Below are 22,810 nucleotides of genomic sequence, written 5' to 3'. Positions count from 1 at the left end.
CATCTCTTGTTAATATTAATATAATAAATTTTTGCATAAATGTCAACATTTTTTTTAAAAATATGTTAAAATCTTAAGTAAGAGAAGTAAAAAAAGAGAGGTGAACAAAATGGCTATTCCAAAATACCAACAAATCAAAGATGAGCTCAAGCAGCAAATCATTTCTGGCAAATTTGAAAATGGCGATAAGTTTTACACAGAGGCTGAGCTGATTCAGATGTTTAATGTCAGCTCCATTACTGTTGTCCGCGCTTTGAATGAACTGGCCAACGATGGCTACATCATCCGCCAGCAAGGCAAGGGAACCTTCGTTTCACGTGCAAGAAAGCACAAGCTGGTGGAATTTTCTGACGTTGAGACCTTCCCTATCCAAAAAGATAAGGTGACTGTTCTCTCCATTAAACGCGGGAATGACCTGAAAATCTTGGATAAGCTAGAACTAGCACCAACACAGTTCTACTATAAGATTGACCGGATCAGACGGACTGGCAATAAAGTCTATATCTATCACCAAACCTATATCCCTGAGCAGTACATCAATCCTAACTATCCAGATATGGACTACTACAGCTCTATCTACAACCGCTTCAAAACTGACTACCACATTCACATGAATGATGAACATTTTGAAGAGACCAACGAAATTGTCTTCCCAACACCAAAAGATGTTGCGAAAGTGTTGGAAGTTGATACCAACTTCCCAACCGTTCATCAGGTAAAAATTACCCAGCTGGAAAGCACAGGACAGATCTTAGAGTACAGCGAAACTTACAAACGCGGTGACTTCTTCAAGATTAAGTTCATTTCCTGCAATCGGGACCACTAAGATTGAAAACGATGGCTTCTAATCGGCTGTCGTTTTTTGTTTCATCTTGTGTACTTATATCTATTATAAGTCTATCTATACCAATTTGCAATCCATTCTAAAAACTTTTGTTCATTAAAAAGCGAATAGTGTCAAAAATTAAACATATACTATAAATTTGTCCTATTTTTAATCAATTTAAAGAAGAAAAAATTAAGAAATACTGGCTATTTCCCTGAAAATTGGTACAAGGATAAAGCAAAAAAGCTGGGATTAAATCCCAGCTTTTTGATATAAAATGTTCCTTATTTTTCAATTGAAGTCGTTTATTAAGTCTTTAGAAAAACGGCTATTTTTTTATTTCTAATTCACGGACCTGAAGCAAAACATTAGGCAAATCTGCCCCAGCCTGAAGAAGGGCAGCAGCCGTATAAGCGCCCTCTACCAAAGGAACATTATTGATAATGATTTCCTTGTCAGAAAAGTCTGCGACCATTTCTAGATTCATCCGAGCCGAACCCAGATCGAAAAAGGCCAAAATAGTGTCCTTGTCATTGGCATCTAAAGCTGCCTGAATCCCTTCAAAGCTGGTCCCAATGCTACCGTCGTCCAACCCGCCCACATAGCTGATGGCCACATCTGCCGCCACCTGCGAAATGAGGTCAAACAAGCCTTGGGCTAGGTTTTTGGAATGGGAAACGATAAGAATGCCAGTATCTGCCATCAGTCTGCCTCCGTTTCTAGAAGAGCCTCAAAGAGGAGACCAGATGAAGCCGAACCGGGATCGATATGACCGATAGAACGCTCACCGACATAGGAAGCCCGCCCCTTGGTCGCCTTCAAATCCTTGGTCGCTTCCACTAGAGAACCAATCTTTTCATGCGTCAATTCTCCAGACTGCAGAGAAAGAGGAATTCCTGACCAGACATCCACCATGGTCTTCTCACCAGGCACAGCCTTGCCCCGCTTCTGAATCATGTCCAGTCCAGCTTGGATGACTCCTGACAAGTCTTTGCCGTCTTTTTCAGCTTTGGCCATGCCCATGAAGGCCGAACCATAAAGAGGCCCGGAAGCACCGCCGACCTTGCTAATCAGCTGCATGGAAACAACCTGAAAAACCTCAGCCGCACTGGCAAAATCCTTAGCAGCTAGACTCTCTACTGCTGCCGCCATTCCCCTGACCATATTGGCACCATGATCGCCATCTCCGATGGGAGTGTCGAGATCAGACAGATAGTCTTTCTGATTCTGGATCTTTTCGTTAAACAACTGCATCCATTTTTTTGCTCTTGCTGCGTCCATAAGCACCTCCTTACCAAGCGGCTGTCGTGACAGGACTGTTGAGAGCTGTCAGCCAGTCTGGCTGATCCAGCTGGATAAAGGTCAGAGAAATCCCTGCCATATCAATGGAAGTCATGTAATTACCCAGCTTTTTATAGACAACTTCGACTCCAGCTTCTGCCAAAAGATTTGCTACATCGGCTGCAAAGACATACTGCTCCATGAGCGGCGTTGCCCCCATACCATTGATGAGGATCCCAATTTTCTTGCCAGATTTGAGCTCAAAGGACTGACTGAGCTTCTCGACCAATTCCTTGGCTAAGTCCTTAGACGGCTGCATCTTTTCCTTGCGATAGCCGGGCTCACCGTGGATGCCAATACCGAACTCTATCTCATCATCAGCCAAAACAAAACCAGGCTTGCCGACTTCCGGTACGGTTGCTCCGCTCAGAGCCAAGCCGACCGTATGGATATTTTTGACCAGCTCGTCAGCTAGAGCCTTGATTTCAGTCAGAGATTTGCCTGCACGCGCCGCATCCCCTAGAATCTTATGGACAAGGATGGTACCAGCCACTCCGCGGCGGCCTTGCGTATAGAGGCTGTCTTCCACTGCGATATCGTCATCTACGACGACACTAGCCACCTCAATCCCTTCCATCTCAGCCATTTCCTGAGCCATTTCAAAGTTCATAATGTCACCGGAATAATTCTTAATCACCATGAAGACCCCAGCACCCTCATCTGCTTCCTTGATAGCCTGCAAGACCTGGTCAGGTGTGGGTGAAGTAAAGACCGCTCCGCAGATAGCAGCCGACAGCATGCCCTCACCGACAAAGCCAGCGTGGGAAGGCTCATGACCACTGCCTCCGCCAGAAATCAGGCCAACTTTACCTGTCTTCTCACTCTTGCGGGCAATGATGTCAAAGCCCTCCACCCGATAAACCAAATCGCTGTGGATATAGGCCAAGCCGTCCAGCATCTCGTCCACAACCGCTGTTGGATCGTTGATAATTTTCTTCATAGGTGTCCTCCGTTTCTCGGCGCTTCTTTATAATTGAACAATTTGCCCTAAAAAGAAAGCGCTATCATTTCAATGTTATTTTAACATTTTATCTTACCGAAAGCAAATTCTGCCACATCCTAGACTAGAAGAAAGCATCAAATTATTTGACAATAAAAAGTAGACAGTGTATACTAAAGATAGATAAGTAGACAGTGTATACTTTAGGAGAAAATGAATGAAACGCAATACTGCCCAGCTGAAAGAACAGCTCATTCAAACGGGGATTGAAGAAATCGGAAAACACGGAATTGAACAGCTCTCGCTCAGGACTGTTGCCAAGGCCTGCGGTGTAACTCACGGCAGCCCTTACCGCCATTTTGAGAGCAAGGAAGGCTACCTCAAGGTGGTTTTGACCCAGCTTTCGCTCTTTCTCAATCAGGAAATCAATGAAAAGATTGATGCGACAGGTTCTGCGCGTGATCAGCTGACCCAGCTTGGTCTTAATTTCATTATTTTTGCCAAGACCTATCCTCATTTTTTCGAAGCTCTCTTTATCAAATTTCCTTTTAAATATATGAAGGTGACTCAGGACACCATTCTCTTGGAGTCTGATCTGCCTGGATTTGATAAATTTAAGGGGCTTGTTTTAAAGCTTCGTAAGGAGGAAAATTTTAGCAATAGCGAAGCGGAAAGTCTTTTTCACTTTTGGAGCTTTATCACGGGTCTAGCCGTTCTGGCTAACAGTCCTATCGGACAAGACCTTGACCCTCAAGCTATCCAAAGTACTATCGAGCACATGCTTGACATTTATATCAAAGGAGAACGATTATGAAAACCTTGATTATTTACACCTACCCCAGCCCAACTGGCTTCAATACTGCTATTCTCAAAGAGGTTCAAAGCAACCTTTCTAAGAAGCATGAGGTGAAAACCTTGGACTTGTATGCTGAAAATTTTGACCCGATTTTGCGCTTTGACCAAGAACATAGACGCCGTGACCTGCACAAAGACCCTGAAATGGCAAAATACAGGGATTTGATTACTTGGGCAGACCATCTGATTTTCATTTTCCCTATCTGGTGGAGCGGTATGCCGGCCATTCTCAAAGGCTTTATTGACCGTGTCTTTGCGGCTGACTTTGCCTACTCTTATAAGAAAGTCGGACTCCAAGGCCACCTGCAAGGGAAATCCGGCTGGATTATCGTCAGCCACAATACACCAGGTTTTGCCCTGCCTTTTGTCCAAGACTACGGTAAGGTGCTTAAAAATCAAATCCTGAAACTTTGTGGTATTTCTCCAGTCAAACTGACCGAGCTCAACGGAGTAGAACGTAAAACAGACCAACAACGCCAAGAAATGCTCAAGAAAATCGGGCAACTGGCCAGTCAAATTTAAGATAAAGAAAGCAGGCGCTTCTTAGGAAGTGCCTGCTTTTATGTTCAATCTAAGCCCACGCGCTTGAAGATTTCATCTACGCGCTTGGTATAGTAAACTGGGTTGAAGATTTCATCAATCTCTTCCTGAGTAAGACGGGAAGTGACTTCTGGATCCGCTTCGAGCAGAGGCTTGAAGTCTACTTGATTGTCCCAAGACTGAGCAGTCTTTGGCTGCACCAGATCATAAGCTTGCTCCCGCGTCATGCCTTTTTCGATCAAGGTCAACATAGCCCGCTGGCTGAAGATGAGACCAAAGGTCGAGTTCATGTTACGCTTCATATTTTCTGGGAAGACGGTCAGGTTCTTGACGATATTACCAAAGCGGTTGAGCATGTAGTCGATGAGAATGGTCGTGTCCGGTGCGATAATCCGCTCAGCTGATGAGTGGGAAATGTCGCGCTCATGCCATAGAGAGACATTCTCAAAGGCTGTCACCATGTGACCGCGAATAACACGCGCCAGACCGGTCATATTTTCAGAGCCAATTGGATTGCGCTTATGAGGCATAGCTGAAGATCCTTTTTGCCCCTTGGCAAAGAACTCTTCGACCTCGCGTTGTTCAGACTTTTGCAGACCGCGAATTTCAGTCGCCATGCGCTCGATAGACGTCGCAATCAAGGCTAGAGCTGAGAAGTATTCAGCATGGAGGTCACGTGGCAGAACTTGAGTCGAAATCTCCTGCGGACGGATGCCTAATTTCTCACAGACATAGCTTTCCACAAATGGTGGAATGTTAGCAAAGTTCCCAACCGCACCAGAGATTTTCCCAGCTTCCACACCCGCAGCCGCAAGCTCAAAACGCTCGATGTTGCGCTTCATTTCGCTGTACCAAGTCGCGAGCTTAAGGCCGAAAGTCGTCGGCTCCGCATGCACCCCGTGGGTCCGTCCCATCATGATGGTGAACTTGTGCTCCCGCGCCCGCTCTGCAATGATGTCAGTGAAGCGACGCAAATCCTCACGGATGATGTCATTAGCCTGCTTGTAGAGGTAGCCGTAGGCTGTATCTACCACATCGGTCGAGGTCAGGCCATAGTGCACCCATTTGCGCTCCTCACCCAGCGTCTCAGAAACCGCCCGTGTGAAAGCCACCACATCGTGGCGCGTCTCCTGCTCAATCTCCAAAATACGGTCGATGTCAAAGCCTGCCTTCTCGCGAATCAAGGCCACATCTTCCTTGGGAATCTCACCCAACTCAGCCCATGCCTCATCCGCCAAGATTTCCACCTCAAGCCAAGCCTTGTACTTATTTTCTTCAGTCCAAATGTTCGCCATTTCAGGGCGAGAATAACGGTTGATCATGATTATGATACCAAGGGCGACTAGAAAGCGACTGAATTTTAGGAAACCAACGACGGACGCTTGCGTCCTAGGAGGTTTATCTAAATTCCGAGCTTTCCGCCCGGGTTCAGTTCTGCAAACTAGATGCCCATTTCCTTTCTTTGTTTAAAATTTCAATTCAAAGAAGTCCGTAGCCCGTATTCAATTTAGAGAATACGATGCCCGTGTTCCTTTCTATTATATTTTACAGGAGGAGAGGCGCTTTTAGCCCGAGTTCAAATAATTGGACTTGCCCCTTCTCCTTTCTTTTCTTATTCTATTAAAAATTGGATATCTAAATTCAATCCTAATAAATACGACATTCTTTACTTTATAATATCTAAGTTCTGAGCCACTATTTGCAAATATTTTTTTCTTTCTATAATTTTTTCAATCTTTTTTTCTTTGCTATAAATTTTATAAACTAAATCTTGAGAAATCAATCCATTATCCCATAATATAGCGACTAGGTCTATTTCTAAGTCATTCACTCCAGACTCACTACTTGAGTAGACATTATTATCTAGTTTTAATTCAAAAAATTTTGCAAACATAGCTGATAATATTAAATTATAGAAATCTTTTCTATTTCCTATTGGATAATAATCTTTTTTTAGATATTGATCTTCTATATATCTAGATGTATATTCTTTTCCATCTTCCCAACCTACGTACAAAATTCGTAATATTCGATAACTAACAGAAAAACCTATAGTCTTTTCAAACTGCTTGTTTTCATTTATATTGTACTTTTCTTTTACTTCACTCAGCCTCTTCATCCAAGAATTGAAGAAATCAACATTCTCTTGAATTATAAACTCATCGTTACCATTAATAAAATTCTCCCTAAAAATATACTGTCTAGAGTCTAACTGCTTTAATTCTCTTCCAAATTCAATATCTATATTATCTCGCTCAGATTTATCGGTAATGAGCTTCATAAGATTTTTAATCATAGCAGCTTGAGAAACTATTCCATTCTGGGAAAATTCGTCCTTATAGCCCAACATCTTAATTTTACCGTTTAACTCGGACTTAGTATCATCTTCACCATTAAGGGATCTCATAACTTTATTACATGTTTTTTCAACAGTTCTTGATCTAGATAGACCATATAAATCATAGATTAAAGAACGTGAAACCGGTTTTTGATTTCCATTAATAATGGAGAACAAAGATGCATCTCTTGATGGATCGGTGTCAAATACAAAAGAAACCAACAATTCGAATTTCTCAATGACCCCTGATTCCTTCAAACCTTCTAATCTATGCTGACCATCTACAATAGAACAAAATTTATTCTCGTCTTCACCTATGCTAGGGATAGTCAGAGTACTCTCCTTCTCATTTATAACAAAATAATCACTTGATGCAGATAGAATAATAGGAGTAGGGAACATTGCGTTCTTTGTTTTACAAAATTTAGCTATACTCTTTATCCTATGGGGATCAAGTTTTCGTTGTATGCCACTATTATCATTATAAGACTTTCTTGTCTTTGAGGCTGCAATATTAGCTACTTGAGTTGCTTTCATCTTAACTAAAAACATGTCTCCCACAGGTTGTTCTAGTTTTATATAATTTAATTTACTCATAAAAATCTCCCATACCTTGCGAAGCTTCAGAATCTTTACCAACGTGCTCATCCGATATCATTCCATCTCCTTTAGACTCTTTTATCAAAAAATCACAAAAGTTATCAAAATCATTCAAATACTTTGATAGATCCTCGCAGAACTCCGGTTTCTTAAAATTCTCATTATCTAAATTATAACAATTTCTCAAACTAGCTTTCAAATTACTTAAAATGTTCAAGTCAATATCTAAACTTCTTTGAGTCTCATCTGCGAATGCCTCAGTTTTCTGAGCTCCTCTAATATTAATTCGTGTTTCAACATAACTATAAATTTCTAAAGACTGAAAGCATTCTAAGCTTATTTTCCTGATTCTTTTATTAAACTCTTCAGAAAAATCTGATTCACCTAAAATAATCTTCTTTAAATCATCTCTTAAGCTTTTTGAATTTGTTTTAAAATTATCCTCATAATCCCTAACAAATATGGACAAAGCTTGGTTTTTTCTTCGATCAAAAAAATCCCGACTTTCTTCTTCTGATTTTATTTGTTTCCTAACATCATCTATATTAGTCAATACTAGACAACTGATAAATAGAGAAGGAAGTGCCGTTAGACTTAAAGTATCTGATATAAAGTTACACCATTTTTTAGATATTAAAGATAATATCAGCGCAAATATAGCTGAAAAAACAAGGCTCGAAAAGAACCAAAAAATATTTACTCTTTTTATATTATGTTTTTTTAAAAAATCCTTCATATATTCTCCTAAAAATCAATCCCTTTCCAGCAGTAGTTGACTGACTTCTCTTGCTGACTTTATCAACTACGACAAGCCTAGTCAACCTTGCAGGGGTAAGACGACGGACCTTATAACAGGTGTCCTGTCTTACTCCCCAAGCTCAACCACACTATCTGGCGTATCACTAAACACAGTCACATGCCCCATTTTTCGGTTGTGCTTCGCTTCTATTTTACCATACAGGTGGAGGTGGGCGCATGGATTTTCTGTGACATATTTCTTAGCGGCCTCGACATGCTGACCAAGTACGTTGAGCATAACAGCTGGCGCATGTAGGTGGATAGCTGGCAATGGTGCTCCGAGAACACCCAAGATATGGGTGTCAAACTGCGAGAAGTCGCAGGCTTCGATAGAATAATGCCCAGAGTTGTGTGGTCGTGGGGCAATCTCATTGACGATGATGTCATCAGCGGTCGCAAACATTTCCACGCAGAGCGTGCCAGATAGCTTGAGCTGTTCTGCAATTCGCACCGCCATGGCTTGGGCCTTGTCAGCCAGACTAGCCGAAATGCGGGCTGGCACAATGGTCTTAGACAGGATGTTGTTGCGGTGGATATTTTCCTGAACTGGGAAAACCGTCACATCCTTGCCATTTCCTGATACAATGACAGAAATTTCAAGGTCAAAGTTGACAAACTCTTCCAAGACACAGTCTGCTGAATCGGCTAGCGTATAGGCTTCTTCCAAATCTTCTTCCGAGCGAATGACCTTTTGCCCATGTCCGTCGTAGCCACCAGTCGCCGTTTTGAGGACATAGTTTTTCGACAGGTCAATATCTGCCAAATCTTGACTTGAAGTCACAACCTTGTAGGGTGCCACAGTGACTTGAGCCTTATTTGAAAGAAAGTCCTTTTCAAAAATACGATTTTGCGAAATACGAAGCAGGTCTGTACCTTGTGGAAGCTGACCGTCTTTGATAACAGCGTCCAAACCGTCAGCGTCGACATTTTCAAACTCATAGGTGAGGACATCGCAACGCTCAGCCAACTGACGGAGGGCATCCACATCGTTATAAGGCGCTACGATAATCTCTGCCACGCGAGAGGCTGGGCAATCCGCCGCAGGATCCAGCGCGATGACCTTGTGCCCCATGTAGATAGCAGAAATGGCCATCATCTGACCTAGCTGGCCGCCACCGATGATTCCGATTGTTTTAGATGAGCTCATTGCTAGACTCCTCAGCGATTTTTCCTTGTTCTTCAGCAAAATCCACTAGCGCTGCTGCTAGGTCTTGGTCTTCAATGGCCAAGATTCGCAGGGCAGTCAGGGCAGCGTTGGTCGCTCCTGCTTCCCCAATGGCCATAGTTGCTACAGGCACACCACCCGGCATCTGAACAATCGAATAAAGCGAGTCCAGACCGCTGAGCGCGCGTGATTTGACCGGTACACCGATGACAGGCAAAGTCGTTTTAGCCGCTACCATTCCTGGCAAATGAGCGGCACCACCAGCACCAGCAATGATGACTTTAATCCCACGGCTACGTGCTTCTTCGGCGTGCTGAAACATGAGATCCGGCGTGCGGTGGGCAGAGACGACTTTCTTTTCGTAGGCTACACCAAAGCGGTCTAAAACTTGGGCAGTTTTTTGCATGGTGGCCCAGTCGGATTTGGAGCCCATGATGATGGAAATAATTGGTTTCATTGTTAATATCCTTTTTCTTTTTGATAATGGTTTTAAGTAGTGGGTCAGAAGCAAACCTTCGGGTTCATTCCTAAAATTTGAGCCCGAAGTCTCAAATTTTCCCTAGACCAGAACATACACTGTTCTGGTCTTTTCACCACGGCGACCTTTATCGTATTTGGCGACTGCGTCGCCTAAGCTAGCGCTAACATCAGAATGCTCGAATAAATTCTCAAGATGACAGTGCAAAGCGATGAAATTCGAACTAAAGTTCATCAAAGAGCTTTAACACAGTCAATCGTAGATTTTTGAAGAGTTTTATTTAACCGCCTTGCTCCCGATGTCTGTTCGGTAAAAGAGGCCTGTGGTGTCTTGTTTTTCTAGTTGGTCGTAGATTTTTTTCTGCGCAGCTGAGACGGTATCTGCTGTGGTGACCAGCATGTACACTCGACCGCCATTCGACAGCAGCGCTCTGCTATTTTCCGCAAACTTAGCCCCAGCATAGTAGGTGATAATGTCGCCGTCTGTCTTCTCCGGCAGAGGCAGGCCTTTCTCATAGTCCAGTGGGTAGCCCTCTGAAGCGACAACCACGCCAAGTGTCACGCCCTCATCCAGCCAAGTGATAGCCGGCTCCTTCTTGTCCAAAATGTCCGTGATGTTCTGCGCAAAGTCAGACGTCAGGCGCGGCAGGATAATCTGGGTCTCCGGATCGCCAAAGCGCGAGTTGAACTCGATAACCTTGGGGCCATCTGCTGTCAGAATCAGCCCAGCGTAGAGCACGCCAAGATAAGGTCGTCCCTCAGCTATCATGCCTTTGAGAACGGGCTTGATAATGGTCTCAACTGACTGGTTCACCACGCTTTGTGGCAGGTGAGGCACCGGCGCATAGGCTCCCATACCGCCTGTATTGGGCCCCTTGTCCCCATCGTAGGCCCGCTTATGGTCCTGGGCTGTCGGCAGGATGTAAAACTTATCGCCATTGACAAAGGCAAAGAGGGAGAACTCCTCGCCGTCCAGGAACTCTTCGATAACCACGCGCGCACCCGAGTCGCCAAATTTATTGTCCAAGAGCATATCGTGAGCTGCTTCGACCGCTTGCTCTACGGTCTCCGCTACGACTACACCCTTGCCCAGAGCTAGGCCGTCCGCCTTGACCACGATAGGCGCCCCTTGCTTTTCGATGTAGGATTTGGCTTCCTCAAAGTCGGAAAATGTGCCATAGGCTGCTGTCGGAACACCGTATTTGACCATGATTTCCTTGGCAAAATCCTTGGACCACTCCAGCTCCGCTGCTAAACGAGATGGGCCGAAAGCCTTGAGTCCAGCTTGGTTAAAATCATCTACAATTCCAGCTGCCAGGGCATCATCCGGACCGATAAAGGACCAAGCAACATCATTCTCCTTGGCAAATTCTATCAGTTTAGAATGTTCGGAAATTCCAATGTTTACTAAATCCAACCCATCCAAGGTCATGCCATCATTTCCAGGAGCGACAAACACCTGCTCCACACCCTGAGACTCCAATAACTTCTTGGCAATCGCGTGCTCACGACCGCCTGAACCAACGACTAAAAGCTTCATAGCTAAGATACCTCAATATCAAATATCACAGGCGCTTACGCACCAAACTAACACATCACGTAAAAATCATTGCATTTTTACGAATTATTTATCTAAATTATAACACAATCGTTCGTTTTATTCCATTCTAATGAGAAAAAGAATGCCTCTTCTATATGATCGCCGTAATTATTGTTGGCTTCTGCATTCTCCTTTTTGAGTGGATTGTACCCATTGTAGACAAAAGATATTCAGGACTTGTCAAATTTACTATCATTTTCAAATAAGTTTTCCGAATAATACAGGTGGGCCCATCCAAAACCATTCTCACAAAGGAGTTTTATGAAGAAATATCAAAAACTGTTTTTATTATCCGGAGCTGTCCTAGGTCTCTTTGCAAGCCACTCAACAGTTCATGCGACCGAAACGCCTGAATCTGAAGTCAAAATTCTAGGCCCTACTGATCGTGCCAGCAATGTCGATGTGACTGTGAACGATCGTACAGCCTCTATTAGTTATACCCGTTCCCAAGCTCAAGAACCTCATCGTATTCTCCACGCTGTTTGGTCTGACGAGAACGGACAGGATGATATCAAATGGTATGAAGCGCCATCAACAACTACTACTAACACTGACATTAACCTGAGTAGCCATCCAGGTTACGGAACCTTTCATGTTCATACCTATATTGATCTCTATGGAAAATTAATTGGTTTGAATGGAACAACCTTTACTCTCGATAAACCAGCCGTTAATGTCACCTCTAATATCCTAGGGAAAACCGCTCAAATTCACTTTAATCGCAACAAAGACCAAATAAATTCCAATATTTTACATGCTGTTTGGTCTGATGAAAATGGACAAGATGATATCAAATGGTACAATGCAGGACAAGATATTACTGAATTTGAACTTTCAAATCACAAAGGCTATGGAACTTATCACATTCATACTTATGAAAATAAAGATGGTAAGATGATTGGCTTAAACGGAACCACTTTCAATTTAGAAAAACCTAATCCTACTGTTGAGACCAGCTTCCCTCAGACCGGTATCATGGAAATTACTGTCAAAAACGTACCTGACACCATGCATCGAATTGTTCTTCCAACTTGGTCTGATAAGAAAGGGCAAGATGATTTACAATGGTACGAAGCAAGCAAAAATCCAGATGGCAGCTACAGCGCTCGGGTGGAACTCAGAAAGCATAACTACGACACTGGGACTTACAATATCCACCTTTACGGTGAAAGTTATGTTAAGTCAGACTTAACAGGTCTCTCAGGGACTACTGCACAAATTGATAGTGGAAAATTGCCTTCTGAAGAGGAGCAAAAGCCGCTTTTTACTATAGAAAATATCAACCCCAAACAAGGAACCTATACTGTAAAAATCACTGAAACAGCTTTATCTAAACCCATAAAGTCTGTCCAAGTTCCCATTTGGAGCACTAGCAATCAGAGCAATCTTAAATGGTATAAGGCAACGCCTAACGGAGACGGAACCTTCAGTGCGACCTTTGATATCCGCAATCATCAGGCTTTGTCTGGGACCTATAATAATCATGTCTATATCACTTACAATGATGGTAGCGAACACAACTACGCAGCTGATCCCACACCAATGTCTACCGACCAAATTCAAGCCAAGGTTGCAGTCAAGAAATCCGATGCTAATCGCTACGAGGTGACAGTGACAGACGCCTACGGAGATGGCGATATTATTCTGCCAACTTGGTCAGAAGTCAATGGGCAAGATGATATCAAATGGTATACCGCCAATAAGGTCGGCAATGGAACCTACAAATTCACCGTAGATACTCAGAATCACAAGGGGAGCGGTCTATTTAACACCCATGTCTATCGTAGAAAAGCAGGACAACTGACTGGCCTGACTGGAACTAGCTATCAGGTTGAGAAATCAAGCGTTCAATCAGCTAATATTCAGCCAAACTATGCCGCTGCTAATGCGACAACTTATCCTGTCGGTCAATGTACTTGGGGAGCCAAGGCTCTAGCTCCTTGGGCAGGAAATTACTGGGGCAACGGCGGTCAATGGGCAGCTAGTGCCAGAAGAGCTGGATTCCGTACCGGCAGTACGCCTGAGGTTGGCGCCATCGCCTGCTGGGATGACGGCGGCTACGGCCATGTTGGTGTCGTCACGCATGTCGAATCCAATACCCGCATCCAGATCCAAGAGTCTAACTATCTCGGCAAGCAGTACATCAGCAACTTCCGTGGCTGGTTTGACCCAACTGCTTCCTACTGGGGCCGTCTGACCTATATCTACCCTAAATAAGTCGCTTTCGCATTCCTCAAAATCACTTCAAACCAGTGCTTTGAGCAGACTGCTACTGCTTAGTTTATTCATGAATTTTATTGAGTATAAGTCTACTAAAAAATCCTCGGTCGAGCCGAGGATTTTTTCTATTTCTTAATGCCTAAAATGCCGTACGCCAGTGAAAATCATGGTCAAGCCATACTTGTCAGCCGCTTCGATAGACTCCTCATCACGGACAGAACCACCCGGCTGGATGATAGCTTTGATACCAGCCGCCGCAATTTCTTCGATATTGTCCGCAAAAGGGAAGAAGGCGTCAGAAGCCAGAGCGGCACCGTCAAGGCGATCTTTAGCTTGCTCAATAGCAATCTTGACAGAAGCCACACGGTTAGTCTGACCGGGACCGACTCCCAGCACCTGACGGTCATTGGTGATGATGATTCCGTTGGATTTGACATATTTAACGGACTTCCAAGCAAATTCCAAAGCCACGCGCTCCTGCTCACTCGGCTGGCGCTTGGTCACGACCTGCCAATCAGCTGGATTTTCCTCGATAACATCTTGATTTTGCACGAGGAGACCACCCAGAACACCGGTCACTTCCTTCTCTGCTCCAGAAGCTGCCTGCGCATCAAAAGCCAACTCCAAAATCCGCAGATTTTTCTTTTTATTGGTCAAAATCGCTAGCGCTTCTGCCGTGTAGCTCGGTGCGATGATAATTTCCAGGAAAATACCGTGCATCTTCTCAGCTGTCGCAGCGTCTACTTCGCGGTTGAGGACGACAATTCCACCAAAAATAGAAACTGGATCAGATTCATAAGCATAGTCCCAAGCTGTCTCTATATCATCCGCCTGACCAATACCGCAAGGATTCATATGTTTTAGCGCTACAACAGTTGGCCGATCCTTGAAATCACGAATGATGCGAATGGCCGCATCGGCATCACGGATGTTATTAAAGGACAACTCTTTCCCATTCAGCTGCTTGGCCGAAGCGATGGAATAGTCCAGTGGCAAAGCAGTCTGATAGAAATCCGCATCTTGCTGAGGATTTTCCCCATAGCGCATGGGCTGCTTAAGCTCATAGGTCAGAGTCAGTTTTTCTGGCTTGCTTTCGCCCACCTGAGCCGTGAAATAGTCTGCAATCAAAGTATCATAAGCAGCTGTGTGACGGAAAACCTTGGCTGCTAAGCGCTGCCGCGTTTCATAGGTCGTTTGGCCATTTGCTGCCAACTCTTCCAGAACAAGAGCATAATCAGCCGGATCTACGACAACTGTCACGCTGGCATGATTTTTAGCCGCAGAGCGCAGCATAGAGGGGCCACCGATGTCAATATTTTCCACCGCGTCCGCATACTCAACACCCGGCTTGAGAATGGTTTCCTTAAAAGGATAGAGGTTGACCACGACCAGGTCAATGAGCTCAATCTGATTTTCCCTGGCCGCTTGCAAGTGGCTATCCAAGTCCCGACGAGCCAAGAGACCTCCGTGAATGTTTGGATGGAGGGTCTTGACACGGCCATCCATCATCTCTGGAAAGCCAGTCACATCATCAATAGCAATGGTGCCCACTCCTTCATTGTCTAAGGCCACCTTGGTACCACCGGTTGAGATGATATCCCAGCCCAGAGCTTTCAGCTCTTTCGCAAATTCTACAATGCCTGTCTTGTCTGATACACTGATTAGGGCTTTTTTCGTCATTCTATTCCTCTTTCTTTAGATCCAAGCGCATAGCGACTTCGTTATTCTCTTCTATAAATCCTGTTTCCTGAAAACCCAGACTAGTCAGCAGGCGCTTCATTTTTTCATTTCCAACCACATAATCTGCGATAATATGACTACAAGCTCTATCCATCTGAGCCTTTTTGATCAGAACTTCCAAGGCTTTTCGACCATAGCCTCTTCCTTGGTACTGCTGACCAATCATTATCCGCCAGATAAAGTATTCCGCTTCATCCTTGTCTATTTCCAGTAGGAGAAAGCCAACCACTTGCTTATCCCAATAGATTGCCATCGGAAACACATCTTCATTTTTCCGGTAGAGCCATGCGTCAGCTAAAGAGCGCACATTTGGAGCTACGAAACGTGCTTGTTCATCAGCTTCTGATATTTTCAAATCCAGCACTGCCTGAAAACTGCTCTCATCTACTAATTTCAGCTCAATCATTTTTTCTCCTAGCAATATTGCACAATCAAAACTTGATTTACTTCTTACCTTCTCCCTACCCCTAAACTCTCCAGCACTTGAGGATAGAGTTGATACTCGGCGGCATGGATGCGTTCTTCAAAACTTTCCAGCGTATCCTCAGCTAAACGCGGCACGCGCACTTGCTGGATAATTTTGCCTGTGTCCACACCCGAGTCCACCCAGTGAACGGTCACACCGCTCTCAGAGACGCCAGCCTGCCAAGCATCCTCAATGCCATGAGCTCCTGGAAACTCGGGTAGATAGGCTGGGTGGATATTGATGATACGTCCTTCATAAGCACCAAGCAAGGTTGGCCCTACAATTTTCATATAGCCTGCTAGGCAAACCAAGTCAATCTGCTGCGCTTCTAGTAGGTCTACAATGGCTTGCTCATAAGCCACCTTACTGTCAAATTCTCTGAGCTCAAAGGCATAGCTTTTGACACCTAGCTTATCCGCCCGCTCGAGCACATAGGCATCGCGATGGTCTGAAAAGACAAATTCAACAGGAAACTGCTCAGCAATCACTTGAAAATTTGATCCATTACCCGAAGCAAAAACGGCAATTTTTTTCATTTGATAAGGACACTTTCATTTTCTTTTTTGACAATCCGGCCAACTTCATAAACAGTCTCGGCAAGAAGTTCTTTGACACGATCCACATTTTCAGGCGCTACAGCCAAAATCATCCCTAACCCCATATTAAAGATTTCAAACATTTCTTGGTGCTTGATGTGACCATATTTTTCTAAGGCCTTAAAAATCGGCAAGACTGGAATCTTGTCTTCTTCAATCTCAGCAGCCAAGTCATCGGCAAACATGCGGGGCACATTTTCGATAAAACCGCCACCGGTAATATGGGCAATCCCATGAACCAGCTTTTCCTTAATCAGCGGCAGCAAAGCCTTGACATAGATACGAGTCGGCTCAAGCAGCACTTCCTTGAGTTTCTTACCTTCCAATTCTGGCAGTTCTTCCTCACCAGTATAGTCCGCAAAAACACGGCGCACAAGGGAATAACCATTTGAGTGGATGCCGCTGGAAGCCAACCCCAGAAGTACATCGCCCTCAGCGACTTTAGAGCCGTCAATAATCTCTGACTTCTCAGCAACCCCGACAGCAAAACCAGCTAGGTCATAATCATCTTCACCGTACATACCAGGCATCTCAGCGGTTTCCCCACCAATCAAAGCAGCTCCAGACTGAACGCAGCCTTCAGCCACACCGGCAACAACTTGCTCCAGCTTTGCTGGTTCATTTTTCCCAGTGGCAATATAGTCCAGGAAGTAAAGGGGCTCAGCTCCTGCAGCAATGATGTCGTTGACACACATGGCTACACAATCCTGCCCAATGGTATCGTGCTTGTCATACTGAATGGCCAACATAAGCTTGGTTCCGACCCCATCCGTACCAGAAATCAGCACTGGCTCCTTGACCCCAGTCTGAGACAGGTCAAACATGCCACCAAAGCCACCCAACGCCCCCATGACGCCAGCCCGCTCTGTACGTGCTACATGTTTTTTGATTCGCTCAACAACTTCATAACCTGCTTCAACATCCACACCGGATTGAGCGTATGCATTTTTATTTGTCATAATTTTCTTCCTTACTCTTATTTTTGAAAAAGATTGCGACAAGAACCGCTGACCTCGTTTCAATAAAAACTCGTCTTCTCCTTCAGGCTTTCCAGATAGCGCTCTTCATAGTCATAGAGCGGAGTTGGGTACTGACCGTCAAAGTAAGCCACACAAAGTCCGCCATTCGGAGCATCCGTCTCAATACCAACTGATTCAATGAGGCCTTCCAGCGACAGATAAGTCAGGCTGTCAGCTCCGATAATCTCACAGACCTCATCAACCGTATGATTGGCCGAGATGAGCTCGCGACGATTCTGGATATCAATGCCGTAGAAACATGGATATTTAAGCTCAGGACTACCAATAGCCACATGGACTTCAGCAGCTCCTGCATCTCGTAAGAGCTGGACGATGCGTCGGCTGGTTGTTCCCCGCACGATAGAGTCATCCACCATGACCACGCGCTTGCCCTTGACAATGCTGGAAACAGCAGATAATTTCATACGAACTCCTTGCTCTCGCAACTCCTGCGTCGGCTGGATGAAGGTCCGTTGGATGTATTGATTTTTAATCAGACCCATTTCATTTGGCAGGCCAGACTCTTCGGAAAAGCCAGAGGCCGCTGACAGGGAAGAATTAGGCACGCCGACAACGATATCCGCCTCATGCTGGAATTCCTGAGCCAGTCTGCGGCCCATCCGCTTGCGAGCTGCATGAACATTGACACCGTGAATGACGCTGTCCGGCCGAGCAAAATAGACATATTCCATTGAGCAAATAGCCAGCTGGGTATCTGTCGTATAGCTGTCGTAGGTCACTCCTTCATCATCGATAATCACGATTTCCCCCGGCTCAAGGTCGCGCACCCATTCGGCACCCACCACTTCAAAAGCACAGGTTTCACTAGAAACGACCCAGGCCCCATTTTTCATGCGGCCGATGGACAAAGGACGAAAGCCATTAGGATCCAACGCGGCGTAGAGCTTTTCCTCTCTCATGATGAGATAGGCAAAGCCCCCCTGAACTCGTCTCAAGGATTCCTTAAGCTTATCTAAGAAATTTTCCTGCTCGCTATGGCGAATCAAGTGCATGAGAATTTCCGTATCAGACGAGCTGGCAAAGATGGAACCTTTCTTTTCTAACTCCCGTCTCAGTGAATGGGCATTTGTCAGATTGCCATTATGCGCCAAGCCCATCTGCATATCATAGAAACTGAAGAAGAAAGGCTGGACATTATTGATGGAGGCTCCGCCAGACGTTGCATAACGGACATGGCCGATGGCGGCTTCTCCTGTCAGATTGTCCAAATCTGCTGGGTTCTTAAAGACCTCTGCAACCAGCCCCAAATCGCGGTGGCGTTTGAGCTTTCCGTGGTCGTTTGACAGGATACCTGCTCCTTCCTGACCGCGGTGCTGCAGACTATGGAGTCCGAAATAGGTGACCTGAGCCGCCTGTGGATGACCCCAGATTCCAAAAATACCGCACTCTTCATTCAGTGACTTTACTTCGTATGTCATTGTTTTACCTAAATTCTTTTGTCTTGTAAAAGGGAGAAAACCTGGCCTTTCAGGCCAAGCAGACTCCTTTTTTGATTGCTTGCTCTTGCAAGCCAACTTTATTCGTGACTCGCTTGGAAATAACGAACGGCGCTTTCAAACAATTTCTGGTCTTTCTGACCTGGAATATTTTGGAAAAGACCGTCTTCATAACGTTCTGAGTGGCCCATCTTCCCGATGATTTGGCCATTCTTGCTCATAATCCCTTCGATAGCGTAGAGAGAGCCGTTTGGATTATACTTACTGTCCATGCTTGGCTGACCATCAAAGTCGACGTACTGACTCCAAATCTGACCATTATCGCGCAGCTCAGCAAATTCCTCAGCCGTCACGACAAATTTCCCTTCACCATGTGAAACCGGAATGGCATGGATATCTCCCACTTGCACACCAGCCAGCCAAGGCGAGTTGGTATTGGCAATGCGGGTTTCAACCATCTTAGCCACGTGCTGGTTGGCATCATTATAAAAGAGAGTTGGGCTGCTAGCCCCTGCTTCTTCGAAGTTCCCGTAAGGAAGAAGGCCGGATTTAACCAGAGCCTGGAAGCCATTACAGATACCAATGATGAGACCGCCGCGAGCAATGAAAGCATCGATGGCTTTCTTGACCTTCTCGTTTAGCAAGATGTTGACGATAAACTTAGCGGATCCATCTGGCTCATCTGCAGCAGAGAAGCCGCCTGCAAAGAAGATGATATTGGCCTTGTCAATATTGTCAACCATGCTGTCAACGGACTGAACAATGGCTGCTTCATCCAAAGTAACGAATGGAACTAGATTGACCTTGGCTCCAGCTGCTTCAAAAGCTTTGGCTGAATCGTATTCTGAGTTAGTTCCAGGGAAGACTGGAATGTAAACTAACGGTTCCGCCACTGTCTCTTTGGCTTTGATAACTGTATCAGCGACAAGAGCCGGCACTTCTTCAATAACTGTTTCCTGTTTAAATTCTGTCGGGTAGATAGGCTCTAGTCGGCCTTCAAAGCTTGCCAAAAGCTCTGCTCCCTCAAGCTGAACACCATTGACAATCAGTGTAAAGTCTGGCTTGGTATGACCAATCTTCACCGCACCTGGAATATCCTGCTCCGGACTGGTAAAGACAAATCCGCCCAACTGCGCCTGCAAAACGGAAGGCAAGTCAGCAACATCCACTTGAGCACCAATACGATTACCAAAGCTCATCAAGGCCAGACTCTCTGCTAGGCCACCGTATTTGACAGCTGCGGCTGCTGTAATCTCATACTTGGCCTGAATGGCCGCAAAATTTTCAAAGTTATTCTTGATTAAGTCAAAGTCAATATCCTGAGACAGGACCTGTCCTGGCAGATAGTAGATGGACTCTCCTGCTGCCTTAAACTCTGGAGACAGAATGCGCCCAGCAGTTGAAGTAGTCACTCCAAAAGCTACCAAGGTCGGCGGTACGGTCAATTCTTCAAAGGTTCCGCTCATGGAATCCTTACCACCAATAGACGGCAAACCGAGCTGAATCTGAGCTTCAATCGAACCAAGCAGAGCAGAGACCGGCTGTCCAAAACGCTCAGCCTGCTTGTCCATCCGCTCGAAGTATTCCTGATAAGAGAAACGAGCCCTAGACCAGTCCGAACCAGCAGCAACCAAGCGAGCTGTCGCTTCAATCACTGCATAAGCTGCTCCATGATAAGGTGACCAAGCTGCTACATAAGGATTGTAGCCCTGCGCCATCACAGATACTGTCTCTGTCTTGCCATGCTCAACTGGCAGTTTCTGCACAGAAGCCTCAGTCGGCGTGATTTGGTAGCGTCCGCCAATTGGATGATTGACAGTAGAACGGCCAACAGAGCTATCAAAGATCGTCTGCAGCCCCTTTTGACTGGTATGATTGAGATCGCTAAGCAGGCTCTTGAGATCCTGCTCCAGACTTGCTTCAGAAGTTACAGCCTGCCCCAGCAATGCTGCTTGGGCATCCACAACCTTGGCGTCCACAACCACACGCACACCATTGGTATCTAGAAAACTCCGCTCAATATCCACGATAGTTTCCCCGTTCCAGTGCATAACCAGATTTGGCTTTTCTGTCACTTTAGCCACAACGACTGCCAGCAGATTTTCCTTAGCTGCCGCAGTGATAAATTGTTGCACATCTTCTGGGCGGACCACTACTGCCATCCGCTCCTGCGACTCAGAAATCGCGATTTCTGTACCATTAAGTCCTTGGTATTTGAGCGGCACCTTGTCAAGGTCAATTTCCAGTCCGTCCGCCAATTCACCAATAGCTACGCAGACACCCCCGGCCCCAAAGTCATTGGATTTCTTGATGAGACGAGTCACATTGCCATCGCGGAAGAGACGCTGAATCTTGCGCTCCTCAATAGCATTTCCTTTTTGTACTTCAGCACCAGCAGTCTCCACAGACGCAGCTGTCTGCACCTTGGACGATCCAGTCGCTCCACCGACACCATCACGGCCCGTCTTGCCTCCCAGCAAGATAACCACATCACCTGCCGCTGGTTTTTCACGGACAACATTTTCCTTAGGAGCCGCACCAACAACTGCACCTAGCTCCATCCGCTTGGCTACAAAGCCTGGATGGAAATACTCACGAACATAGGTCGTTGCTAGACCAATTTGATTCCCGTAAGAAGAATAGCCATGTGCTGCAGTTTTTGAAATAACCTGCTGAGGGAGCTTGCCAGCCCGCGTTTCAGCAATCGGCTGAGTAATATCACCTGCACCAGAAATCCGCATAGCCTGGTAAACATAAGAACGACCAGAAAGCGGATCACGAATGGCTCCGCCGATACAGGTCGCAGCCCCACCAAAAGGTTCAATTTCTGTTGGGTGGTTATGGGTTTCATTTTTAAACATCAGCAGCCAAGGCTCCTTGACACCATCCACATCCACTTCAATCTCTACTGAGCAGGCATTGATCTCATCAGACACTTCCATGTCATCCAGACGGCCATTAGCTCGCTCGTAGCGACCAAAAATAGTCGCCATATCCATGAGAGTCTGCGGTTTGTCACCACGTCCTAGCTCATCGCGCATAGCCAAGTATTTATCATAAGTGGCCTGGAGCTGCTTTTCAAACTTAGAAGCTGAAAAATCAATCTTCTTCAACTCCGTCTCAAAAGTCGTATGTCGACAGTGGTCGGACCAGTAAGTATCCAGAACCTTGAGCTCTGTTTCTGTCGGGAAACGACCAATCGACTTGAAATAGTCTTGAATAAAGAGCAAATCTGCCACTTCCATAGCCAGACCATGCTCCTGCTTGTAGGCTTTAAAGTCCGCTTCCGTGTAGTCCTTAAAGAAGTCCAGAACCGGAATGGTCTTGTCAGACTCGGAGAACTGCTCCAGCTGGATCGGCTGCTCAATATCTTTAAAGCGTGAATCAACTGGATTCAGCAAGTATTTCTTGATTGCTTTCAACTCGCTGTCTGAGATGTCTTTGTTGACCAAATAAAGCTGAGCGGTTCTCACCAGAACATCTGTCCCAGCACCAAGCAAAAAGAGAGCCTCCTGAGAGCTGGCTGCCCGCTGGTCAAACTGACCCGGCAGCGCTTCGATGGCAAAAAACGCTGTCTCTGCAAATGCAGCCTCTACTTCCTCTTCCGTCAGCAATCTATCTGTCACTTGCTCGGAGAAAATATGCTTTTCAGCACGAGAAACCAAGTCTTCTGCCAGATGAAAGACATCATACACTTGAATCATCCGAAGATCTGACAATGTTTTCAACTGAAGATTATGCGTCAGCTCTCTTACCAAGCTCTGTGACTTCACACCGAAGTTGCTCTTCTTCTCTACAAAAATACGCTTGTCCATGATTTTTCACACCCTGT

Annotated in this window: 19 protein-coding genes; 4 read left to right on the top strand and 15 right to left on the bottom strand. The window is 45.4% G+C overall.

All coding sequences use genetic code 11. From position 1 onward, the window contains the following. Positions 1-109 precede the first annotated feature (109 nt). On the top strand, positions 110-826 hold the full coding sequence (locus tag J1C91_RS00340; RefSeq protein ID WP_048773645.1) for a GntR family transcriptional regulator: 717 nt from the start codon (positions 110-112) through the stop codon (positions 824-826). Positions 827-1,154: 328 nt separating this feature from the next. Here J1C91_RS00340 and dhaM read toward each other — a convergent pair whose 3' ends face one another. From dhaM to dhaK, 3 genes are read right to left on the bottom strand one after another with little or no spacing between them, the layout of a single operon-like run. Then, the gene (gene dhaM, locus J1C91_RS00335) at positions 1,155-1,529 is read right to left on the bottom strand and encodes a dihydroxyacetone kinase phosphoryl donor subunit DhaM (protein WP_002898815.1); all 375 of its coding nucleotides are present in this window, start codon (positions 1,527-1,529) and stop codon (positions 1,155-1,157) included. Continuing rightward, positions 1,529-2,107, bottom strand: coding sequence for a dihydroxyacetone kinase subunit DhaL (gene dhaL / locus J1C91_RS00330; protein ID WP_002908417.1), 579 nt, complete (start codon positions 2,105-2,107; stop codon positions 1,529-1,531). The genes dhaM and dhaL overlap by 1 nt, the downstream gene beginning before the upstream one ends. Before the next feature lie 10 nt (positions 2,108-2,117). Continuing rightward, complete coding sequence (gene dhaK / locus J1C91_RS00325; protein ID WP_002908414.1) at positions 2,118-3,107, bottom strand: dihydroxyacetone kinase subunit DhaK; 990 nt, start codon at positions 3,105-3,107, stop codon at positions 2,118-2,120. A 217-nt stretch (positions 3,108-3,324) separates the two neighbouring features. Between dhaK and J1C91_RS00320 the strand changes: the two genes are divergently transcribed. Next, positions 3,325-3,921: a TetR/AcrR family transcriptional regulator gene (locus tag J1C91_RS00320; RefSeq protein ID WP_002908413.1), complete on the top strand. Its 597-nt coding sequence runs from the start codon at positions 3,325-3,327 to the stop codon at positions 3,919-3,921. Then, positions 3,918-4,484 (top strand): NAD(P)H-dependent oxidoreductase, encoded by a 567-nt coding sequence (locus tag J1C91_RS00315; RefSeq protein ID WP_049500296.1) that lies wholly within the window; start codon positions 3,918-3,920, stop codon positions 4,482-4,484. The genes J1C91_RS00320 and J1C91_RS00315 overlap by 4 nt, the downstream gene beginning before the upstream one ends. A gap of 44 nt (positions 4,485-4,528) precedes the next feature. On the opposite strand, the gene purB is transcribed toward J1C91_RS00315, so the two are convergent. From purB to purD, 6 genes are all read right to left on the bottom strand, one after another. Next, positions 4,529-5,824, bottom strand: a complete 1,296-nt coding sequence (gene purB / locus J1C91_RS00310) for an adenylosuccinate lyase (RefSeq protein ID WP_049547558.1) — start codon at positions 5,822-5,824, stop codon at positions 4,529-4,531. Between the two features lie 344 nt (positions 5,825-6,168). Continuing rightward, complete coding sequence (locus tag J1C91_RS00305; protein WP_185761327.1) at positions 6,169-7,437, bottom strand: DGQHR domain-containing protein; 1,269 nt, start codon at positions 7,435-7,437, stop codon at positions 6,169-6,171. Next, positions 7,430-8,176 (bottom strand): hypothetical protein, encoded by a 747-nt coding sequence (locus tag J1C91_RS00300; protein ID WP_125438941.1) that lies wholly within the window; start codon positions 8,174-8,176, stop codon positions 7,430-7,432. The genes J1C91_RS00305 and J1C91_RS00300 overlap by 8 nt, the downstream gene beginning before the upstream one ends. A gap of 129 nt (positions 8,177-8,305) precedes the next feature. Continuing rightward, positions 8,306-9,385, bottom strand: coding sequence for a 5-(carboxyamino)imidazole ribonucleotide synthase (gene purK / locus J1C91_RS00295; protein WP_125438943.1), 1,080 nt, complete (start codon positions 9,383-9,385; stop codon positions 8,306-8,308). Next, positions 9,372-9,860: a 5-(carboxyamino)imidazole ribonucleotide mutase gene (gene purE, locus J1C91_RS00290; RefSeq protein WP_125438945.1), complete on the bottom strand. Its 489-nt coding sequence runs from the start codon at positions 9,858-9,860 to the stop codon at positions 9,372-9,374. Before purE ends, purK begins: the two co-directional genes overlap by 14 nt. Positions 9,861-10,157: 297 nt before the next feature. Further along, positions 10,158-11,420, bottom strand: a complete 1,263-nt coding sequence (gene purD, locus J1C91_RS00285; protein WP_125438947.1) for a phosphoribosylamine--glycine ligase — start codon at positions 11,418-11,420, stop codon at positions 10,158-10,160. A gap of 321 nt (positions 11,421-11,741) precedes the next feature. On the opposite strand from purD, the gene J1C91_RS00280 reads away from it, so the two are divergent. Beyond that, complete coding sequence (locus tag J1C91_RS00280; protein ID WP_002908402.1) at positions 11,742-13,697, top strand: GBS Bsp-like repeat-containing protein; 1,956 nt, start codon at positions 11,742-11,744, stop codon at positions 13,695-13,697. A gap of 135 nt (positions 13,698-13,832) precedes the next feature. On the opposite strand, the gene purH is transcribed toward J1C91_RS00280, so the two are convergent. The 6 genes from purH to J1C91_RS00250 form a co-directional block, all read right to left on the bottom strand. Beyond that, positions 13,833-15,380: a bifunctional phosphoribosylaminoimidazolecarboxamide formyltransferase/IMP cyclohydrolase gene (purH, locus tag J1C91_RS00275; protein ID WP_125438949.1), complete on the bottom strand. Its 1,548-nt coding sequence runs from the start codon at positions 15,378-15,380 to the stop codon at positions 13,833-13,835. A 1-nt stretch (position 15,381) separates the two neighbouring features. Next, on the bottom strand, positions 15,382-15,846 hold the full coding sequence (locus J1C91_RS00270; protein ID WP_002894335.1) for a GNAT family N-acetyltransferase: 465 nt from the start codon (positions 15,844-15,846) through the stop codon (positions 15,382-15,384). A 44-nt stretch (positions 15,847-15,890) separates the two neighbouring features. Further along, positions 15,891-16,442 carry a phosphoribosylglycinamide formyltransferase gene (gene purN / locus J1C91_RS00265; RefSeq protein ID WP_002908398.1) on the bottom strand — a complete coding sequence of 184 codons (552 nt, stop codon included), beginning with the start codon at positions 16,440-16,442 and terminating at the stop codon, positions 15,891-15,893. Then, entirely contained in the window at positions 16,439-17,461 is a 1,023-nt protein-coding gene (gene purM, locus J1C91_RS00260) for a phosphoribosylformylglycinamidine cyclo-ligase (RefSeq protein ID WP_002908395.1), read from the bottom strand. The genes purN and purM overlap by 4 nt, the downstream gene beginning before the upstream one ends. A gap of 59 nt (positions 17,462-17,520) precedes the next feature. Next, a complete protein-coding gene (purF, locus tag J1C91_RS00255; RefSeq protein WP_125438951.1) occupies positions 17,521-18,960 on the bottom strand; it encodes an amidophosphoribosyltransferase in 1,440 nt (479 codons plus the stop codon). Between the two features lie 98 nt (positions 18,961-19,058). Further along, entirely contained in the window at positions 19,059-22,793 is a 3,735-nt protein-coding gene (locus J1C91_RS00250; RefSeq protein ID WP_125438953.1) for a phosphoribosylformylglycinamidine synthase, read from the bottom strand. Positions 22,794-22,810 lie beyond the last annotated feature (17 nt).

The organism is Streptococcus sanguinis, from assembly GCF_050222175.1.
Classification (GTDB): domain Bacteria; phylum Bacillota; class Bacilli; order Lactobacillales; family Streptococcaceae; genus Streptococcus; species Streptococcus sanguinis_M.
This window is presented reverse-complemented; position numbering and strand designations above follow the sequence as displayed.